General features: G+C 32.1%; 17 protein-coding genes. 12 read left to right on the top strand and 5 right to left on the bottom strand.

Going from position 1 to position 18,699, the window contains the following annotated elements; translation table 11 throughout:
- The first annotated feature begins 5 nt into the window (after window positions 1-5).
- Both fabF and NST87_RS09165 read left to right on the top strand, forming a co-directional pair.
- Window positions 6-1,250, top strand: a complete 1,245-nt coding sequence (gene fabF / locus NST87_RS09170) for a beta-ketoacyl-ACP synthase II (protein WP_340721611.1) — start codon at window positions 6-8, stop codon at window positions 1,248-1,250.
- 241 nt (window positions 1,251-1,491) lie between these two features.
- Window positions 1,492-2,742 carry an MFS transporter gene (locus NST87_RS09165; RefSeq protein ID WP_340721610.1) on the top strand — a complete coding sequence of 417 codons (1,251 nt, stop codon included), beginning with the start codon at window positions 1,492-1,494 and terminating at the stop codon, window positions 2,740-2,742.
- Window positions 2,743-2,778: 36 nt separating this feature from the next.
- Here the strand turns inward: NST87_RS09165 and NST87_RS09160 are convergent, their stop codons facing one another.
- A complete protein-coding gene (locus NST87_RS09160; RefSeq protein WP_019469055.1) occupies window positions 2,779-3,153 on the bottom strand; it encodes a DUF3899 domain-containing protein in 375 nt (124 codons plus the stop codon).
- A 246-nt stretch (window positions 3,154-3,399) separates the two neighbouring features.
- Here NST87_RS09160 and opp3b point away from each other — a divergent pair, with 246 nt between their 5' ends.
- Genes opp3b through NST87_RS09135 form a run of 5 tightly spaced genes read left to right on the top strand, consistent with a single transcriptional unit; the run spans window position 3,400 to window position 9,094 of the window.
- Window positions 3,400-4,326: an oligopeptide ABC transporter permease gene (opp3b, locus tag NST87_RS09155; protein ID WP_019469056.1), complete on the top strand. Its 927-nt coding sequence runs from the start codon at window positions 3,400-3,402 to the stop codon at window positions 4,324-4,326.
- Window positions 4,326-5,393, top strand: coding sequence for an oligopeptide ABC transporter permease (opp3C, locus tag NST87_RS09150; RefSeq protein WP_340721609.1), 1,068 nt, complete (start codon window positions 4,326-4,328; stop codon window positions 5,391-5,393). Before opp3b ends, opp3C begins: the two co-directional genes overlap by 1 nt.
- Window positions 5,394-5,410: 17 nt before the next feature.
- Window positions 5,411-6,496, top strand: a complete 1,086-nt coding sequence (locus NST87_RS09145) for an ABC transporter ATP-binding protein (protein ID WP_040030147.1) — start codon at window positions 5,411-5,413, stop codon at window positions 6,494-6,496.
- Complete coding sequence (locus NST87_RS09140) at window positions 6,486-7,427, top strand: ABC transporter ATP-binding protein (protein WP_162496140.1); 942 nt, start codon at window positions 6,486-6,488, stop codon at window positions 7,425-7,427. The genes NST87_RS09145 and NST87_RS09140 overlap by 11 nt, the downstream gene beginning before the upstream one ends.
- Window positions 7,428-7,444: 17 nt before the next feature.
- On the top strand, window positions 7,445-9,094 hold the full coding sequence (locus NST87_RS09135) for a peptide ABC transporter substrate-binding protein (RefSeq protein ID WP_040030145.1): 1,650 nt from the start codon (window positions 7,445-7,447) through the stop codon (window positions 9,092-9,094).
- Between the two features lie 313 nt (window positions 9,095-9,407).
- On the opposite strand, the gene trpS is transcribed toward NST87_RS09135, so the two are convergent.
- A complete protein-coding gene (gene trpS, locus NST87_RS09130) occupies window positions 9,408-10,397 on the bottom strand; it encodes a tryptophan--tRNA ligase (RefSeq protein ID WP_019469061.1) in 990 nt (329 codons plus the stop codon).
- A 303-nt stretch (window positions 10,398-10,700) separates the two neighbouring features.
- Here trpS and spxA point away from each other — a divergent pair, with 303 nt between their 5' ends.
- The 4 genes from spxA (at window position 10,701) to pepF (ending at window position 15,177) form a co-directional block, all read left to right on the top strand.
- The gene (gene spxA / locus NST87_RS09125; RefSeq protein WP_040030144.1) at window positions 10,701-11,096 is read left to right on the top strand and encodes a transcriptional regulator SpxA; all 396 of its coding nucleotides are present in this window, start codon (window positions 10,701-10,703) and stop codon (window positions 11,094-11,096) included.
- Between the two features lie 317 nt (window positions 11,097-11,413).
- On the top strand, window positions 11,414-12,130 hold the full coding sequence (mecA, locus tag NST87_RS09120) for an adaptor protein MecA (RefSeq protein WP_019469063.1): 717 nt from the start codon (window positions 11,414-11,416) through the stop codon (window positions 12,128-12,130).
- Between the two features lie 183 nt (window positions 12,131-12,313).
- Window positions 12,314-12,898: a competence protein CoiA gene (locus tag NST87_RS09115; protein WP_019469064.1), complete on the top strand. Its 585-nt coding sequence runs from the start codon at window positions 12,314-12,316 to the stop codon at window positions 12,896-12,898.
- A 470-nt stretch (window positions 12,899-13,368) separates the two neighbouring features.
- On the top strand, window positions 13,369-15,177 hold the full coding sequence (gene pepF, locus NST87_RS09110; protein WP_064263901.1) for an oligoendopeptidase F: 1,809 nt from the start codon (window positions 13,369-13,371) through the stop codon (window positions 15,175-15,177).
- Window positions 15,178-16,300: 1,123 nt separating this feature from the next.
- Here pepF and yjbH read toward each other — a convergent pair.
- The 3 genes from yjbH to NST87_RS09095 form a co-directional block, all read right to left on the bottom strand.
- Window positions 16,301-17,089 carry a protease adaptor protein YjbH gene (gene yjbH, locus NST87_RS09105; protein ID WP_019469066.1) on the bottom strand — a complete coding sequence of 263 codons (789 nt, stop codon included), beginning with the start codon at window positions 17,087-17,089 and terminating at the stop codon, window positions 16,301-16,303.
- Window positions 17,090-17,105: 16 nt separating this feature from the next.
- On the bottom strand, window positions 17,106-17,477 hold the full coding sequence (locus NST87_RS09100; protein ID WP_040030141.1) for a globin domain-containing protein: 372 nt from the start codon (window positions 17,475-17,477) through the stop codon (window positions 17,106-17,108).
- 87 nt (window positions 17,478-17,564) lie between these two features.
- Window positions 17,565-18,149: a CYTH domain-containing protein gene (locus tag NST87_RS09095; RefSeq protein ID WP_019469068.1), complete on the bottom strand. Its 585-nt coding sequence runs from the start codon at window positions 18,147-18,149 to the stop codon at window positions 17,565-17,567.
- A 189-nt stretch (window positions 18,150-18,338) separates the two neighbouring features.
- On the opposite strand from NST87_RS09095, the gene NST87_RS09090 reads away from it, so the two are divergent.
- Window positions 18,339-18,686: a UPF0738 family protein gene (locus tag NST87_RS09090; RefSeq protein WP_019469069.1), complete on the top strand. Its 348-nt coding sequence runs from the start codon at window positions 18,339-18,341 to the stop codon at window positions 18,684-18,686.
- Window positions 18,687-18,699 lie beyond the last annotated feature (13 nt).

Genomic DNA, 18,699 nt, shown 5'->3' with positions numbered 1-18,699 from the left:
AATTTATGAGCAAGGAACATCGCGTTGTAATTACTGGTATAGGTGTTTTATCTCCAATCGGTAATGATGCAAAAACTTCATGGAAAAATGCACTAAATGGTGTTAGTGGTATAGATGAAATAACACGTTTAGATACATCAGCATATAAAGTTCATTTAGCTGGTGAATTAAAAGATTTTGATATTGAAGATCATATAGATAAAAAAGAAGCGCGTCGTATGGATCGCTTCACACAGTATGCAGTAGTTGCTGCAAGAGAAGCGGTCAATGATGCCAAACTAGAAATTAATGAAAACACTGCCGATAGAATTGGTGTTTGGATTGGCTCTGGAATCGGAGGCATGGAAACATTTGAATTATCACATAGTCAATTGCTAGAGCGTGGTCCTAGACGTGTGAGTCCTTTCTTTGTACCGATGTTAATTCCAGATATGGCTACAGGCCAAGTATCTATAGATTTAGGTGCAAAAGGTCCTAATGGTGCTACTGTTACAGCATGTGCAACAGGTACAAACTCTATTGGAGAAGCTTTCAAGATTATCCAACGTGGTGACGCTGATGCTATGGTTACTGGAGGAACAGAAGCACCAATCACACATATGGCTATAGCTGGCTTTAGTGCAAGCCGTGCCTTAACAACGAATGAAGATAAGGAAACAGCTTGTCGACCATTCCAAGAAGGTCGTGATGGCTTTGTGATGGGTGAAGGTGCAGGTATTGTTGTACTTGAATCATTAGAATCAGCAAAAGCGCGTGGTGCAGAAATTTATGCTGAAGTAGTCGGTTATGGTTCAACAGGTGATGCTTATCATATTACTGCGCCAGCACCAGAGGGTGAAGGCGGCTCACGTGCAATGCAAGCTGCGATTGATGATGCTGGCATTGAGGCCAAAGATATACAGTATTTAAATGCGCATGGTACAAGTACGCCAGTAGGTGATTTAACTGAAATTCAAGCGATTAAAAATACATTTGGTGAAGCAGCTAAAAACTTAAAAATTAGCTCTACAAAATCAATGACTGGTCACTTATTAGGTGCAACTGGTGGCTTAGAGGCAATCTTTTCTGCCTTATCTATTAGAGATGGACGTATCGCACCAACCATCCATGCTGAATCTCCAGACCCAGAATGTGATTTAGATATCGTTTCTAATAAAGCTGAAGACTTAGATATTACTTATGCAATGAGTAATAGTCTAGGATTTGGTGGCCATAACGCCGTGCTAGTTTTGAAAAAATTTAACGACTAAAATAATATGTAATGTTAAAGGCTGAGACAATTCATTTGTCCAGCCTTATTTATTTTTGGCTAAATTTATGAAACAGATACGGAAATTTTATAAATAAGCTTTGGACTGTATAAAGCATTAAAAAGTAATAATACAAATAATTAATAGTAAAATACATAATTAATTTTGATGTTTTGTATATTTATGACGTACACCTAGTGTATAATGTGCTTTATATTTAGGTTGAAAGGAGGCAGTCAAGATGAAACGCTTTTCAACTTTATCAACAACTTTGAAAACACGAATGATTGCAGATTTTATCTTGATTATAGCAAGTCAAGCCATCATGCCTTTTATAGCACTTTATTTAACGAGCAAGGTGAATGCAGTTTTTGCAGGGACATTTTTAATTATAAATATTATAGTGAGTTTTATAGTGTCTTTCTTAGGTGGATATTTAGGCGATAATTATAATAGGAAGAAAACGGTGAATTATATCCATTTTTTATACGCAATTTGCCTAATTATTCTAAGTATTACGGTTACTATGGACGGTATTGGTTTAGTTATATTTTGTATTGCTATTTTTGTTTTTCAATTATTGTTTGCTGCAAGCGAACCTATATTTGAAGCGGCAATTATGGATGCTATATATGAAGATGTTAGAGAATATGTATACCAACTCAATTATTGGATGTTCAATATTGGTACAGCAATCGGTATGGCACTAGGTGCATTGTTATATTTGGGACATAAACATTTATTATTTATCCTCTTCTTTATCGCGATGTTAGTGAGTTGGTATTTATTTGAAAAGTATTATGATGTTAAACAAATCATTAACAAAAAGGGAGATGTTACGACTAAGTTTAAACATTTTTTTGATAGTTACCGAGATGTAGTTAAAGACAAGTATTATATGATGCTAAATTTAGGTTATATGATGGTCATTATGGCTGAATTAAGTTTAAATTCTTATGTAGTGGTAAGATTGAAAGATGCTTTTGAACCATTAACTATTTTTGGTTTTTATATAGATGGTGTCAGAATGTTCACAGTCATTATGATTATTAACACAGTAGTAGTTGCAACTTTAACTTTTACTGTTAACAGAATTGTTGCAACGACTTCAACTAGAATTGCATTTATGATTGGGATTGTTTTGTATACATTAGGATACAGTGTTTTGACATCTGCAACATCGTTTTGGATTTTATGTTTGTTTTCAATTGTAGCGACGATAGGAGAATTAATATATTCACCTATCCAAAATGAGCAACGATTCTTAATGATTCCTGAAGATAAACGTAGTACGTATAGCACATTTGCAATGGTTTCATTTTATGGTGGAAATATTTTAGCACGTTTTGGGCTTATTATTGGCGCATTTATATTGCCATGGATGATGTCAATTTATGTGGCAGTCATTGTTTTATTGGGATTTGTCTTATTATATTATGCACTTTTCTGCAATCCCAACATTGATAATCGTAAACAAAAAAGGCTGGATTAGTTATTGTTATTAAATACAATTACTAATCCAGTCTTTTTATATAGCAAATGATATTAAAATAGAGATAATGACATAAATGAGGTTACAAAGAAAAGCAATTTTCACCCAAGATGAAACAATATAAATATCTTTTTTAGGTTGAGTAGGCTTAAAAAACGTATCATCTTCAAGCGAGCTTCTATGTTTCTTTCTCATCAATTGATATTTTAATCTTCTGAAACCAAAGCTTGTAGGATCTAAAATGCCTTCTTGTACAATCAAAATGATAAAAGAGAATATTGCTAAGAAGATAGAGACATAGAATATTATATTAATAAAGTTTATCCAAGTATGATTTGAAAATAACCATAGAATAAATGAAATGATAGGTGTAATAAGTAAAAATAATACAAAATGCTTTAAATATTTCATGTCGTTGCCCCCCCCAAAAAGAATTAAATTAATTGTAACTTAAGTTAACTAAAAAATGAATAAAAATTACTATAAATTCGTTAACAACAGTATTTAATTAGAAGTTTAAAATTAATTAATTTTTAATTTCTTTAATAAAGTAAAGCAATAGAATATTGATTAAAATCTTAACTAAACGTATAATGTTATTAAATATTCTGAATATTGCGAAGGGAATGTTTAATTCGATTCAAAGGGGGATACGATATGCTTAAATATGTTTTAAAGCGACTGGGTTATATGTTTTTATCATTATTCATTATCATTACCATTACATTTTTCTTGATGAAACTTATGCCAGGTTCACCATTTAACGATGAAAAATTAAATGAAGAACAAAAGCAAATTCTAAATGAAAAATATGGTTTGAATGACCCAGTACCAGTTCAGTATGCGAGTTATTTAAAGAATGTTGTTACGGGGGACTTTGGTAACTCATTCCAATATGATAACCAGCCAGTTTGGGAATTAATCAAACCGAGACTTTTACCATCTTTAGAAATGGGTTTAACAGCGATGGTGATTGGTGTCATACTCGGTTTAATTTTAGGGGTTATTGCAGCAGTCCGGCAAAACACATGGGCTGACTATACAGCTACAGTAATTTCAGTTATAGCAGTATCGGTACCATCATTCGTATTAGCTGTTTTATTACAATATGTATTTTCAGTAAGGTTGCAATGGTTCCCAGTAGCAGGTTGGGAAGGTGTTTCAACAGCAGTGTTACCATCTTTAGCACTATCAGCAGCAGTTTTAGCGACGGTAGCAAGATACATAAGAGCAGAAATGATAGAAGTGTTGAGTTCAGATTATATTTTACTTGCACGTGCCAAAGGTAATTCAACAATGAGAGTATTATTTGGACATGCATTAAGAAATGCCTTGATTCCAGTAATTACAATTATTGTGCCAATGTTGGCGAGTATATTAACAGGTACTTTGACAATTGAGAATATTTTTGGTGTGCCAGGGTTAGGTGACCAATTCGTAAGATCGATTACCACGAATGATTTCCCAGTAATTATGGCAACAACCATTTTATTCAGTACACTATTTATAGTTTCTATTTTCCTTGTAGATATATTATATGGTGTTATTGATCCACGTATACGTGTACAAGGAGGTAAAAAATAATGGCTGATAATAAAAATGAAAATTTAAATCAAGATTATTCAAATGCAGTTATGTCACATACCTCAGAAGCGATACCAGCATCAGATTTTATTAGAAGTAACAATGACATTGAAAAAGAACCGGAAATACAAAGAGAGAGTAAAAACTTTTGGCAAGATGCATGGACACAATTAAAACGTAATAAATTAGCGGTAGTTGGTATGATAGGGTTAATTATTATCATTATTTTAGCGTTAATTGGACCATTATTTAGTGCGCATGACTATGCTGAACAAGATGTTGAAAGACGTAACTTACCAGCTAAAATACCTGTGCTAGATCAAATTTCATTTTTACCATTTGATGGTGAAGGTGCTCAAGGTAAAGACGCGTATAAAGAAGCTGGAGTGAAAGAAAATTTCTGGTTTGGTACAGACCAATTAGGTAGAGATTTATGGTCACGTACTTGGCAAGGTGCACAAGTATCATTATTTATTGGTGTTGTTGCAGCATTGTTCGATATTTTTATAGGGGTCATTTATGGCGCGATTTCAGGATTTTTTGGAGGTCGTATTGATAATGTGATGCAGCGTATTATTGAAATTGTTGCGTCTATACCAACATTGATTGTTGTTATTTTATTCGTGTTAATCTTTGAACCATCTATATGGACGATTATATTAGCGATGGCAATCACAGGCTGGATTGGAATGAGTCGTGTTGTCAGAGGGGAATTCTTAAAATTAAAAGGTCAAGAATTTGTATTAGCATCCAAAACATTAGGTGCATCTAAACTTAAATTAATATTTAAGCACATATTACCTAACACACTAGGAGTTATAGTTGTTACATCTATGTTTACAGTGCCGAATGCAATCTTCTTCGAAGCATTCCTAAGCTTTATTGGTATTGGAGTGCCAGCACCAAGAACATCACTTGGTTCACTTGTAAATGATGGTCGCGCAATGTTATTGATTCATCCACATGAATTATTTATTCCGGCTATTATTTTAAGTTTATTAATATTATTCTTCTATCTATTTAGTGATGGATTACGTGATGCATTTGATCCGAAAATGCGTAAATAAAAAGGGGGCAACATTTTATGTCAGAAAGAATATTAGAAGTGAACAATTTGCATGTTTCCTTTGATATTGACGCAGGGGAAGTGCAAGCAGTACGTGGCGTGGATTTCTTTCTAGATAAAGGAGAAACACTAGCAATTGTTGGTGAATCAGGTTCTGGGAAATCAGTGACAACTAAAGCTATTACGAAATTATTCCAAGGTGATACAGGGAGAATTAAAAAAGGTGTTATTAATTTCTTAGGTGAAGACTTAGCTAAAAAATCAGAAGAAGAATTGATTAAATTACGAGGTAAAGATATTTCTATGATATTTCAAGATCCAATGACTTCGCTAAATCCTACAATGAAAATAGGCAAGCAAGTCATGGAGCCATTAATGAAACATAGAAATTACAATAAAGTAAATGCGAAGAAAAGGGCATTGGAAATATTAAACCTTGTCGGTTTACCAAACGCTGAAAAACGTTTTAATGCCTATCCACATCAATTTTCAGGTGGACAAAGACAAAGGATAGTCATTGCGACAGCACTTGCATGCGAACCTAAAGTATTAATTGCAGATGAGCCAACAACTGCACTTGATGTAACGATGCAAGCACAAATATTAGAATTGATGAGAGAATTACAAAGCAAAATAAGTACTTCAATCGTTTTTATCACTCATGATTTAGGTGTTGTTGCTAATATAGCTGACAGAGTAGCTGTTATGTATGGTGGACAAATGGTTGAAACAGGAGACGTAGATGAAATATTTTATGACCCTAAACATCCATATACTTGGGGGCTATTATCATCGATGCCTGATTTAACGACTGGTTCAGAAACAGAATTATTAGCTATTCCAGGTACACCACCAGATTTATTACACCCGCCTAAAGGAGATGCGTTTGCTGAACGTAGTCAATATGCATTAGATGTGGATTTTAAAACACCGCCACCATGGTTCAAAATATCTGATACACATTTTGTGAAATCTTGGTTACTTGACGAGCGTGCACCTCATGTTGAACCACCAGAAATGGTACAAAAACGTTTACGTAAGATGCCTAATAATTACGATAAGCCGCAACAGGTAGAAAGGGTGGCGTTTGATGATGCAAAATAAAGACATACTTTTACAAGTGAAAAATGTTAAGCAATATTTTAATGAAGGTAAACGTAGTGAAGTACGTGCAATTGAAAATATTTCATTTGATATTTATAAAGGGGAAACATTTGGATTAGTTGGTGAATCTGGTTGTGGTAAATCTACTACTGGTAAAGCCATTATTAAACTTAATGATGTAACGAGTGGAGAAATTCTTTATGACGGTGTAGACATTCAAAAAATAAAAAACCGTAAAGATTCTTTGAAGTTTAATAAAAAGATGCAAATGATTTTCCAAGACCCATATGCTTCATTAAATCCAAGGTTGAAAGTCATGGATATAGTGGCAGAAGGGATTGATATTCATAAGCTTGCTAGTGGGACAAAAGATCGTAAAAGAAGAGTTTATGATTTATTAGAAACAGTAGGTCTTAGCAAAGAACATGCCAATCGTTATCCACATGAATTCTCAGGCGGTCAAAGACAACGTATCGGTATTGCACGTGCATTAGCAGTAGAACCAGAATTTATTATTGCAGATGAGCCAATATCAGCGTTAGATGTGTCAATACAAGCCCAGGTCGTTAATTTGTTATTAAAGCTGCAAAGAGAACACAATATTACATTTTTATTTATTGCCCATGACCTTTCAATGGTGAAATATATTTCAGACAGAATAGCAGTAATGCATTTTGGTAAAATTGTCGAATTAGGTTCTGCAGATGAAATATACAATCATCCGTTACATCCTTACACGAAATCATTGCTTTCAGCAGTACCACAACCGGATCCTGAAAGTGAACGTTCTCGAAAAAGAACAGTGTATAAAGAAGACACATCCAAAAATAATCAACGGTCATTAAATGAAATACAACCTGGCCATTTTGTATTTACTACGGATGAAGAAGCAGAAACATTAAAATCTCAAATGCAAGCACCATCAGTATAAGGGGAAGGGGGATTAATATGAAAAGGATTAAACTATTTATAGTTTTATTAGCTTTAACGGTGATCACAGCGGGATGTAGTAGTGCTGAAGGTATCTACTCGGATAAAGGGCAAGTGTTTAGGAAAGTGATACCACAAGATATTTCTTCTTTGGATACTGCCTTAGCCACTGATACTGTATCCTTTGATATATATAACCAAGTGTACGAAGGTTTATATACATTAGATAAAAACGATAAAGCTCAACCAGGTGTTGCTAAAGAGATGCCAGAGAAAAGTAATGGTGGAAAGACATTGACTATTAAACTGCGTAAAGATGCTAAGTGGTCAAACGGTGATCCTGTTACAGCTCATGATTTTGAATATGCTTGGAAAAGAGTTGTTAATCCAGAAACAGCTGCTGAATATGCTTACATAATGTATGATATTAAAAATGCTGAAGACATTAATATGGGGAAAAAAGATGTTGATAAATTAGGGGTTACAGCTTTAAATGATCATACATTGAAAGTTGAATTAACAAAACCAATTCCATATATTAATGAAATGTTCGCCTTTGGAGCATTTATGCCACAAAATGAAAAAGTTGTGAAAAAGAATGGCGAGCAATATGCTACAACTGCAGATAAAACAGTCTTTAATGGACCGTTTAAAGTTCAAGATTGGAAAGTTGAAGATAAAATTCAGTTAGTTAAAAATGAAGATTATTGGGACAAAGAAAAAGTTCAATTAGATCGTGTAAATTATAAAGTGTTAAAAGATCAACAAGCAGGTGCATCACTTTATGACACTGGTTCTGTAGATGATACGACCATTACCGCCGATCAAGTAGATAAATATCAAGATAATCCAGGATTGAAAAAACGTTTATTGGCTAGTACGTTTTATATTAAAATGAATCAAGACAACGTACCAGAATTTAAAAATAAAGATTTGAGGTTAGCCATTGCACAATCTATCAATAAAGAGGGGTATGTGAATTCAGTAAAAAATAATGGTTCAGAAGCGACAGATGGATTTACTGCTAAATTAACGGCAGAAACACCAGATGGTAAAGACTTTGCTGACTCCATAGATTCACCACTGACTTATAATCCTAAAGCGGCCAAACAACATTTAGAAAAAGCAAAAAAAGATTTAGGTATTAAAAATTTAACATTTACGATGAATACTGAAGATACACCAGATGCAAAGATTTCTGCTGAATATATTAAAGCACAAGTAGAAAGTACCTTGCCAGGTGTTACTTTGAAGATTAAACAATTACCATTTAAACAACGTTTAAATCAAGAGTCTTCTGAAACGTTTGAAGCATCGTTATCAGGTTGGGGGCCGGATTATCCAGACCCATTGTCATTCTTAAATATTATGACTACAGGTAATTCGCAAAATAATACTGCATGGAGCAGCAAAAAATATGATCAACTTATTAAAGATGCAAATGGTAAATTATTGAAAAAACCTGAAGAACGTAATGCAGCAATGAAAGAAGCGGAAGAATTATTACTCAATGATGCGCCAGTAGCACCTGTTTATCAAAAAGGTGAAGCACACTTAACTAATCCTCAAGTTAAAGGGTTAATTTATCACCAAATCGGTGGCGATACATCGTTAAAAGAAGTAAGCATTGATAAATCAATTGACCGTGAAACAGGCAAAAAGAAATAAAAAGAACCCTGAGTACCATTTATTGAATTAATGAAAAAAGCGTCAATTTCTATATCATGTTATAGAAATTGACGTTTTCTTTGATAATGAGGACTTTTGTACTTATTGCACTATTATTTTCCTTCAGTAGAATTGACATTTAACGATATTGTAATTTGCTAAAATCAATAAGGCATTTGAGTGAAAATTACAGGAATAAATCATTAGCAGATTAATTTAAACATCATAAAAGTTTAAAAAATACTAATCCATATCAAATGGATTAGTATTTTTAACATGAGATTTATGCCAATCTCCACTATGATTTTATAGATTATCTTTTTCGACCTAAGCCCATCGCTTTTTCCATTTTTTTCAATGTTTTAAATGAAGCTTTTTGAGCTTTATCTCTACCGTTATCTAAAATTGTATCTAATTCATCAGAGTTGAAATAGTATTCATATTTTTCTTGGAACTGAATTAAAAATTCTTTCACAATTTCAGCTAAATCTGATTTAAATTCACCATAGTTAGAATCTTTATATTGTGTTTGGAGTTCATCAATTGTTTTATCAGTTAAACTTGAATAGATAGATAATAAGTTTGAAATGCCAGGTTTGTTATCACGGTCAAATTTAATAATGCCATCTGAATCCGTTACTGCACTTCTTATTTTTTTTGCACCCACATTTGGTTCATCTAATAACGAGATATAATTTTTTTGGTTGTCGTCACTTTTACTCATTTTTTTCGTTGGATCCTGTAAACTCATAACACGACCACCAACTTTTGGCATGCGTATTTCTGGTTTTACAAGAACATCATTGTAACGTGAATTGAATCGATCTACTAAATTTCTAGTTAATTCAATATGTTGTTTTTGATCGTCTCCAACAGGAACAATATTTGTGTTATAAATGACAATATCTGCTGCCATTAATGGCGGATATGTAAGTAAACCAGCAGGTATGCCTTCAGTTTGTTTTACTGCTTTATCTTTAAATTGTGTCATGCGTTCTAATTCACCAATCGATGAAATAGTTGTTAACATCCAGCTCGCTTGCACGTGTGCCGGCACCTCAGACTGTATAAATAATGTTGATTTTTCTGGGTCAATGCCTGAAGCTAAATAAATTGCTGCTAGCTGTCTTGTTTGTTTACGTAGTTTTAATCGGTCTTGTGGAATTGTAATCGCATGTTGATCCACGATGCAGAAGAAGCAATCATAATCATCTTGGACTTCCCCAAATTGCTTCAACGCACCAATATAGTTACCAAGCGTTGGAATACCGCTAGGTTGGATACCAGAAAATAAAGTTTCCATTTTTTGATGCCTACCTTTATAATAATTTAATTTATATACTTTAGTAATAGTATAACAGTATTTCAATCATTTGTAAGTTATGTTAAACTGTATACATATCAATATTTCTAACTAAGTTGATTGGGAATTAAGCTTATTTGAAATTTTTTAAAAAAATTAGAGAATTCTCATTTAATTTTAATGTTGATAGGGTATACTTTAATTGTAAGGTTAAGAGAGATAAAAATTACTTTAAAATTTCTTAATCATATAAAATTGAAATCTAATGAATTTATATTCATGAAAAATAGGAGAGTGAGATGTATGGTAACATTATTTACTTCACCAAGTTGCACATCTTGCCGTAAAGCGAAAGCATGGTTACAAGAACATGACATTCCGTATACGGAGCGTAACATTTTTTCAGAACACTTAACAATTGATGAAATCAAACAAATTTTAAAAATGACTGAAGATGGAACAGACGAAATCATATCTACTCGTTCTAAAACTTATCAAAAATTAAATGTAGATATTGATGCATTACCACTTCAAGACTTATATTCAATTATCCAAGATAACCCAGGTTTATTAAGACGTCCAATTATCTTAGATGATAAACGTTTACAAGTTGGTTATAATGAAGACGAAATTAGACGTTTTTTACCTAGAAAAGTACGTACGTTCCAATTGCAAGAAGCGCAACGTATGGTTGATTAATTAATGTATAGATAGAGCGATTGAGCCATAAAGTAACGTTATTGTGATGTTGCTTTGTAGTTTTGTTGTATTTACCGTAACAGATAAATATATACGTACGTCAAACAAATCGGTTATTCAATTGTGAATGATTATTGACTGAATTCAAACAGCACTCTTATAGAAAGTGCTGTTTTTTGGCCTTTTATAAGGGTATATGTTATTATAAGAGACCAAATAGAAAATAGTAAAAATTAATCAAACAAATTAATTGTAATTCTTACTACGTTCTAATACAATAATGATTACTATTCATCGACTGTAAGGAGTGAGATGATATGAGAATAGAGCGAGTTGACGACACTACCGTTAAACTATTTATAACATATAGTGATATAGAAGCAAGAGGCTTTAAACGTGAAGATTTATGGACTAATCGCAAACGTGGAGAAGAATTCTTTTGGAACATGATGGAAGAAATCAATGAAGAAGAAGATTTTGTTGTAGAAGGTCCTTTATGGATTCAAGTACATGCTTTTGAAAAAGGTGTTGAAGTAACGATTTCTAAATCTAAAAACGAAGATCTTATCAATATGTCTGATGAAGACAATGATCAATTAGATCATCAAGTTAATGATTTATTATCACAAACATTTGAGCAAGATGATAGTTTAGAGGATTTATTTGAACAACGTCAACAACAAAAAGAAACGCAACAAGATCAAGAACGCAACAAACGTAAACCACAGAATACGCGTACTGTTATAGTTAGATTTAATGACTTAGAAGAAGTAATTGATTATGCTTACCATAATAATCAAAGCGCAGATGAGTTTGAAGATTTATTATATAGTCTTAATAATGTATATTACTACGCTGTTCACTTTGATGACACAGTTGGACAAGAAACAATTAACGATAGTTACAGTCAGTTACTTGAGTTCGCATATCCTACTGATAAATCAGAAGTATATTTAAACGATTACGCAAAAATTATTATGAGTCATAACGTCGCTTCACAAGTACGTCGTTATTTTCCTGATACAACTGAATAATGATGATTAAAAACTAATATAAATTATTATCAATACTGGTTATGATTTAATTAGTAATATTATTTAGATACTGAGCCATAAGTTAATTGTTAACTTATGGCTTTTTGTATTAATAATGTTTTTTCTTAAATAAAGTTATAGTAATTTGATGACTTTCTGCGTGTAATTATATGAGGTGACGAAATGTTATACGCAAACAATGATCAAAATCAGACCGTCTGGGCAAAAAATGCAATAAAAAGTGAAAACTACCGTTGCCCATTTTGTAAAGGCAAAGTGGTATTAAAAAAGGGGGCATACTATACACCTCATTTTGCGCATGTTCGTAATGATCTTTTGTATTGCCATAAAAATGAATCGCAAGCACATTCTGAGTTGAAATACCGCATTGCTCAACAGCTAAAAGATTTAAATCATAAAGTTAGCATTGAACCATATGTACCACAAAGTTACCAATATCCTGATTTAATCATTGATGATGAAATTGCATTCGAAATACAATTTTCAAAAGTAACATTAGCGTGTATTTCAAGGCGCAGTAGAGCTTTACAAAATGCGGGTTATAAAGTTTATTGGATAATAAAGAATGTAAAATATAATAAAAATAATGGCGTTGTATACTTATCAAAATACGAAAGAAATTTCATTGATATTTACAATAGATTGTTATTATCATGGGATACAACACATGAAATGCTTTTTGGTTATAAAATGATTAATTTTATAGGTGGACAACAATTTATTGCAAAAGGTTTGATATACCATTAGGACATTTAGTTAATCAAATTCAGTCAAAGCATGGTTATCATGTTGCAACACAAACGTTAAAACTATCAAAACGTGCTATAAGGCGTTATTTAAGTTTATGCCGTAAAGCACATTCAGTTTTAGAGCCAAGTTTAAGTGTGATGTATAATTTAAAGTTAACTGATGAGTGGGTAGGTGAGTACCTAGGAATTATTTATCCAGAACAAATGTATATTAAATCGCATCCTGTGTATTGGCAATTACAACTTATATATATGTGGCAAATGAATACTTTTAATATGACACAATTTAAACAACTGCTAGAATTAAACCAATTTTATAATATTGAAATAGATAAAGCACAAATATGTTATAGCATTGTTCAAAAATTCAAACAATTCTATTATAATCATGGGTGTTATAGCGTGCAAAAATGACTATGACGTGAGAAAATTATACTAATAGACTTTATAGGAGGTTTACTAGATATTATGACACAACAATTAACAAGGGAAGAACAAGAACGTCAATATCCAGAATATACTTGGGATTTATCTACCATCTTTGAATCTGATAATGCTTTTGAAGCTGCATTTAAAGATGTTGAAAATAATATAGGTGAAGAACAACAATATGTCGGTCATTTAGCTGATAGCTCAACGACACTATATAATGCATTAGCATTAGAAGATGAATTAGGTTCCAAGTTAGAAAAAGTATATGTGTATGCCCATTTAAAACAAGATCAAGATACGGCGAATGATAAATACACAGGTTATGAATCCAGAGCGCATCAATTAATTATAAAATTCAGCTCAGCATGGAGTTTTTTAGTACCTGAAATTCTACAAATAGATGAAGCAACGATTCAAAGATTTATTGATGAAAATGATGATTTGAAACGTTATAAATTTGATTTAAAATTAATTAATGAAAAGAGACCACACGTATTAAGTGCTGATAAAGAAAGATTATTGACAGAGGCGCAAGATGCATTGTCTACACCTGACAACGTGTATGGCATGTTTAGCAATGCAGACTTAGAATTTGAAGATGCAATAGATAGTGAAGGTCAAAAACACGCATTAACACAAGGGACATTTATCAAGTGTCTGGAATCAGATGATCGCGTATTACGACAATCTGCATATGAAAATTTATATAAGGCATATGGTGCTTATAACAATACACTAAGTGCGACACTGGCTGGAGAAGTTAAGAAAAACGTCTTTAATGCTAGAACACATAATTATAAAACGGCAAGAGAATCTGCTTTGAGTAATAACCACATTCCAGAAGCTGTTTATGATAATTTAGTGAAAACAGTTCATAAATACTTACCTTTACTGCATCGCTATACTAAATTGCGCAAAGAACTATTGGGCTTAGATGACATGAAAATGTATGATGTTTACACACCACTTGTTAAAGATATTAAATTTGAAATGCCGTACGAAGAGGCTAAAGATTGGATGTTGAAAGCATTACAACCAATGGGTGAAGAATATATGAAAGTTGTAGAAGAAGGTTTGAATCATCGATGGGTGGATGTCTTTGAAAATAAAGGTAAACGTTCTGGAGGATACTCTTCAGGTGCTCACTTAACAAATCCGTTTATATTATTGAATTGGTCAAATACAGTTTCTGATTTATATACTTTAGTACATGAATTTGGTCATTCAGTGCATAGCTACTTTAGCCGTCAAAATCAACCATCTAATTTAAGTGATTACACTATTTTCGTTGCAGAAGTCGCATCAACTTGTAACGAAGCATTATTAAGTGACTATATGGATAAACATTTAGATGACAAACGCAGATTATTACTATTAAACCAAGAACTTGAACGCTTCCGTGCAACGCTATTTAGACAAACAATGTTTGCAGAGTTTGAACATAAAATTCATCAAATAGAAGAAGCTGGAGAACCATTAACTGCTAACCGTATGAATGAAGAATATGCAGATCTCAACAGAAAATATTTTGGAGATTCTGTTGAAACAGATGAAAATATTAGTAAAGAATGGTCTAGAATACCACACTTTTATATGAATTATTATGTGTATCAATATGCAACCGGATACAGTGCAGCTCAAAGTTTAAGTCATCAAATTTTAACAGAAGGTAAACCGGCTGTTGAGCGATATATTAAAGAATTCTTGAAAAAAGGTAGTTCAAATTATCCAATTGAAATCTTGAAAAATGCTGGTGTAGATATGACAACGCCTGAACCAATTGAACAAGCTTGCCAAGTATTTGAACAAAAATTAGACGCTTTTGAAAAGTTAATGAAAGCTTAGTATGAATGTATTCGTTTACAATATGACAAGTTTGTGACAAAGGGTATTTATTTAATTTTAATGGTTGAAAGGTATATAACAGCGTGTTATATTATATATATGAAATTAATCACATAACAAACATACCCCTTTGTTTGAAGTGAAAAATTTCTCCCATCCCCTTTGTTTAGCGCCGTGTAATCAGACACGGCGTTTTTTTTATATCCATTTTTAAATAACTAAGTGATGTATAAGAAATTGAATAACTATTCAGATATTTCGACATATATTTTTCTTTGAATTTTATATAAAGTACTAATGTATATTGATAATAATGATTAACAATTAGTAAATAAGTAAAAGTTGGAGAGATTCATTTTATAAAAAGTAATTGAAATAAAGTAACTAAGAGCAATAAAAATATGCCAACTTCTTTAGTAATATAATATAGAAGTTGGCATTTTCTTTATTTTTACGAAATTTTGTAATTCGTATTTCAATGATATAAAGGTAAATTGCAAATGTTGATTTGAATTTTACTAGCACGTGGTTCGGATCTTTCATATTATATGACGATTTGAAAACGCTTTAGGGATTTAATTTATATAATTGTATCTTTGTTTCTTTTTTACCGTAGTTAGTTAAGCGCGGTATAGGTACTTTTTGAGCTAAAACACATCATTTATAGTAGATTTGTAACGTGTTGATCGATGAAAAACTGAGGTGAGTGTGAAGTTATAGACTTAAATCATATTCTGTTTGAGTCAGTATTATGCTAATAGATAACTTAAAAAAGGGATAATTCATTTTGTTATGGATTAATCCTTTGTCCAATGTTTCTTGGGAGTGAAAAGTATCTTTTTTACAATTTCTTCGATTATTTGTTTCATTGGTTTTAGATAAAATAGTCTCTGAGTTAGTAACGTTTTTAATGTGATATTGGCAGTGATTTGGGTCGATTCCTGGGGGAAGAGCACTAGCTGAAGATTACAGGCTACAGCAATGCCTGCGGAAAACGTGCACAAAAAAACTGCCAACAAAGTAGGAGACTTTGTCGACAGTCCTTTTTAACAATTAAAACACATGCTGCAGTATCTGTTTCAAATAAAATGAAACTTATATTGTTGTGAATACTAGCAACGTTTCAAACTTTTGACTTCCAAAATTTTCCTTCTGGTGAGCTAAGTTTTTCTATTTTTTGCTGTAATGCTAATTTTTTCAGTTCTTTATTCAATAATTTTTCAGGCCATTCATAAATAGTCAGCAACTCTTCTTTGGTTACTAATTGTTGTTGGTAAATGTAAGTTTCTAAACTTGGTGGAAGTTCTTTTTCAATTGGTGAACCAATAAGTTCATTTATGATATACGTATAGATATGATAAGGGTATAAGCCTTCAACCTTTAAACCTTCTTCATGTATATCTTCGTTAAAGAATACAAGGGAAGGAGCCTCTTCAATTTCCATTTCTCGAGCTATATGCAGGTCAACTTGTAAGCTTTCTTTTAACGAACTTTTATGTAAGTCTTCTTTAAAGACTTCATAATCAAGTCCAGCATTACTAATACAATTATTGACCATCTCTTCAGTTATAATATCTCGTTTTGGTATTATCTCATTTTGTACAAGATGTATAAAACGCTCAGCCCGTAATCGACCTTGGAGTTCAGCAGCTTTATAGGCAAGTGCGATATTATCTAAATTCGATGTACTTTGAGCTTGGCATTTTGTTAATACTCGTAAGGAAGGATTTAAAATATGTCTAATACTAATATATTGTTTATACTCAAGTCGTAATTTTGAAAGTATCGCAGACAATTTAAAGCACTCTTTACTGAATGGATCGAAAAAGGAATAAATTTCAATCTTACTCAAAGGTGAAAGATTTGCATCTTCACGACTATTAGCATTTATTAATTTTAATTCTTCAGCCATGTTTTTTCACCTACAATTAATTTTCGGAATTAACCATGTGATTCGCTGTTAAGCGTAATCGTTCATATAAATAATCCCCGACGCCCGCAGGAAAATCTGCTTGTTGAATAGCTTTATACATATTTTCAAGCCATGCGTCACGTTCGTGCGTTGTTATTACAAATTCTAAATGTCTTTTTTTTAACATAGGATGACCATGTTCTTCTGTATACAGTTGAGGACCGCCTAAAAATTGTGTTAAGAACTGTTTTTGTTTTCTGCTTGTTTCTTCAAAATCTCCAGGAAACAAATAATTGATTCTATCATCACGTTGTACCATATAATAAAAATGGTCAATCATTTTAAATAAGGCGTCTTGTCCGATAACCTCGTAAGGTGTTTGTGTCATAGTATCACCATATCCTATTAATATATTACTAATATAACATGAATTTTTACATTTGGAAGTAATTCGACTTCTTAATATTGTGCCCAATTAACTGTCGCTTAATTTGTGTTTGCGATTGAAAAATCTTTGAACTTTATTGTTTGGAATTTCGTGATTGATATTGAATTGATTAAGGATTGATTTGAATTGAATTAACCCTTCATTATACTCATTCACTTCATATTCAAGTTCGAAATCTTCAAAATCCAGATACTGATTTTTGTCCAAGACAAGTAAATTACCATGAATTTCTGTTTCTATACGTTCGGTAGTCAAAGCTCCTAATACGATTAAATCATCGACATCTACATCCATTTTTAAGAGTTGATTTAAAATATCTTGGGGTAGGTCCTGACTTTTGATAAGCATGTTTAATTTTGGCTCAACCTTTGTGTCGAAATTATATTCCATCAAGCCGATTTCAGCTGGTACTTTTAATGTCATTTCGTAAGTATCATCTTTAATACGAATTCTCAAAGCTGAATGATGTGATTTTAAATCGAAATTTGGTGTATCGATGTAATAATTTGTTTGACTAAATGGTTTTGTATCTAAAAAATAAGTGTCGTATATTGCTTGGTAATGGTCTTTAGACAATAGCTGTTTAAATTCAATTTCATTATTAGTTGCCACGGGTTACACTCCTTAAATACTTATGATAGTTCATTTTAAAGTACTTGCAAGTTAATTTAAATTAGATTGCATTATACGCTAAAAATTATTATATTTACGTTAAGCCATTGGATGACATGATAATAGACATGTAACGTGTTATGTACGTCATAATTATGTTAAAATGATGAAGAATAAGGAGGAACAAGCATGCGTATTTATGTGAATGAAATTAAAGTAACAGAAGATAGTTTAAATTGTTATACAGAACAATCTACAGAAGGTTTACAAGAAGCAGGACAAATGCTTGTTGATAGTGATAATTATAGTTTTGCATATATATTAGATGACGGCCAGTCGTATTCATATTTGATTTTTGTTCAAGAAACCTGGTCTATGTTACATGAGAATAAAAATAAGAAGATTATCATTAACGATCAATTAGAACTAAAACAATTCGACAGAGAGTTTAATTATATATTAGAAAATATTCAAGGTAATTCAAACTATGGTAAGGAGTTTGTTTCTGTTGTGGAAGATACTTTCGAATTAGAGTGAAGCGGAGTGAAGC

This window comes from Staphylococcus sp. FSL W8-0271 (genome assembly GCF_038006605.1).
GTDB lineage: Bacteria > Bacillota > Bacilli > Staphylococcales > Staphylococcaceae > Staphylococcus > Staphylococcus cohnii.
The sequence above is the reverse complement of the archived record's forward strand: the minus strand, read 5'-3'. Positions and strand labels throughout refer to the sequence as shown.

Coding starts and splice junctions, on each gene's coding strand:
- fabF (WP_340721611.1), top strand. CDS start 6: ATGAGCAAGGAACATCGCGTTGTAATTACTGGTATAGGTGTTTTATCT.
- NST87_RS09165 (WP_340721610.1), top strand. CDS start 1,492: ATGAAACGCTTTTCAACTTTATCAACAACTTTGAAAACACGAATGATT.
- NST87_RS09160 (WP_019469055.1), bottom strand. CDS start 3,153: ATGAAATATTTAAAGCATTTTGTATTATTTTTACTTATTACACCTATC.
- opp3b (WP_019469056.1), top strand. CDS start 3,400: ATGCTTAAATATGTTTTAAAGCGACTGGGTTATATGTTTTTATCATTA.
- opp3C (WP_340721609.1), top strand. CDS start 4,326: ATGGCTGATAATAAAAATGAAAATTTAAATCAAGATTATTCAAATGCA.
- NST87_RS09145 (WP_040030147.1), top strand. CDS start 5,411: ATGTCAGAAAGAATATTAGAAGTGAACAATTTGCATGTTTCCTTTGAT.
- NST87_RS09140 (WP_162496140.1), top strand. CDS start 6,486: ATGCAAAATAAAGACATACTTTTACAAGTGAAAAATGTTAAGCAATAT.
- NST87_RS09135 (WP_040030145.1), top strand. CDS start 7,445: ATGAAAAGGATTAAACTATTTATAGTTTTATTAGCTTTAACGGTGATC.
- trpS (WP_019469061.1), bottom strand. CDS start 10,397: ATGGAAACTTTATTTTCTGGTATCCAACCTAGCGGTATTCCAACGCTT.
- spxA (WP_040030144.1), top strand. CDS start 10,701: ATGGTAACATTATTTACTTCACCAAGTTGCACATCTTGCCGTAAAGCG.
- mecA (WP_019469063.1), top strand. CDS start 11,414: ATGAGAATAGAGCGAGTTGACGACACTACCGTTAAACTATTTATAACA.
- NST87_RS09115 (WP_019469064.1), top strand. CDS start 12,314: ATGTTATACGCAAACAATGATCAAAATCAGACCGTCTGGGCAAAAAAT.
- pepF (WP_064263901.1), top strand. CDS start 13,369: ATGACACAACAATTAACAAGGGAAGAACAAGAACGTCAATATCCAGAA.
- yjbH (WP_019469066.1), bottom strand. CDS start 17,089: ATGGCTGAAGAATTAAAATTAATAAATGCTAATAGTCGTGAAGATGCA.
- NST87_RS09100 (WP_040030141.1), bottom strand. CDS start 17,477: ATGACACAAACACCTTACGAGGTTATCGGACAAGACGCCTTATTTAAA.
- NST87_RS09090 (WP_019469069.1), top strand. CDS start 18,339: ATGCGTATTTATGTGAATGAAATTAAAGTAACAGAAGATAGTTTAAAT.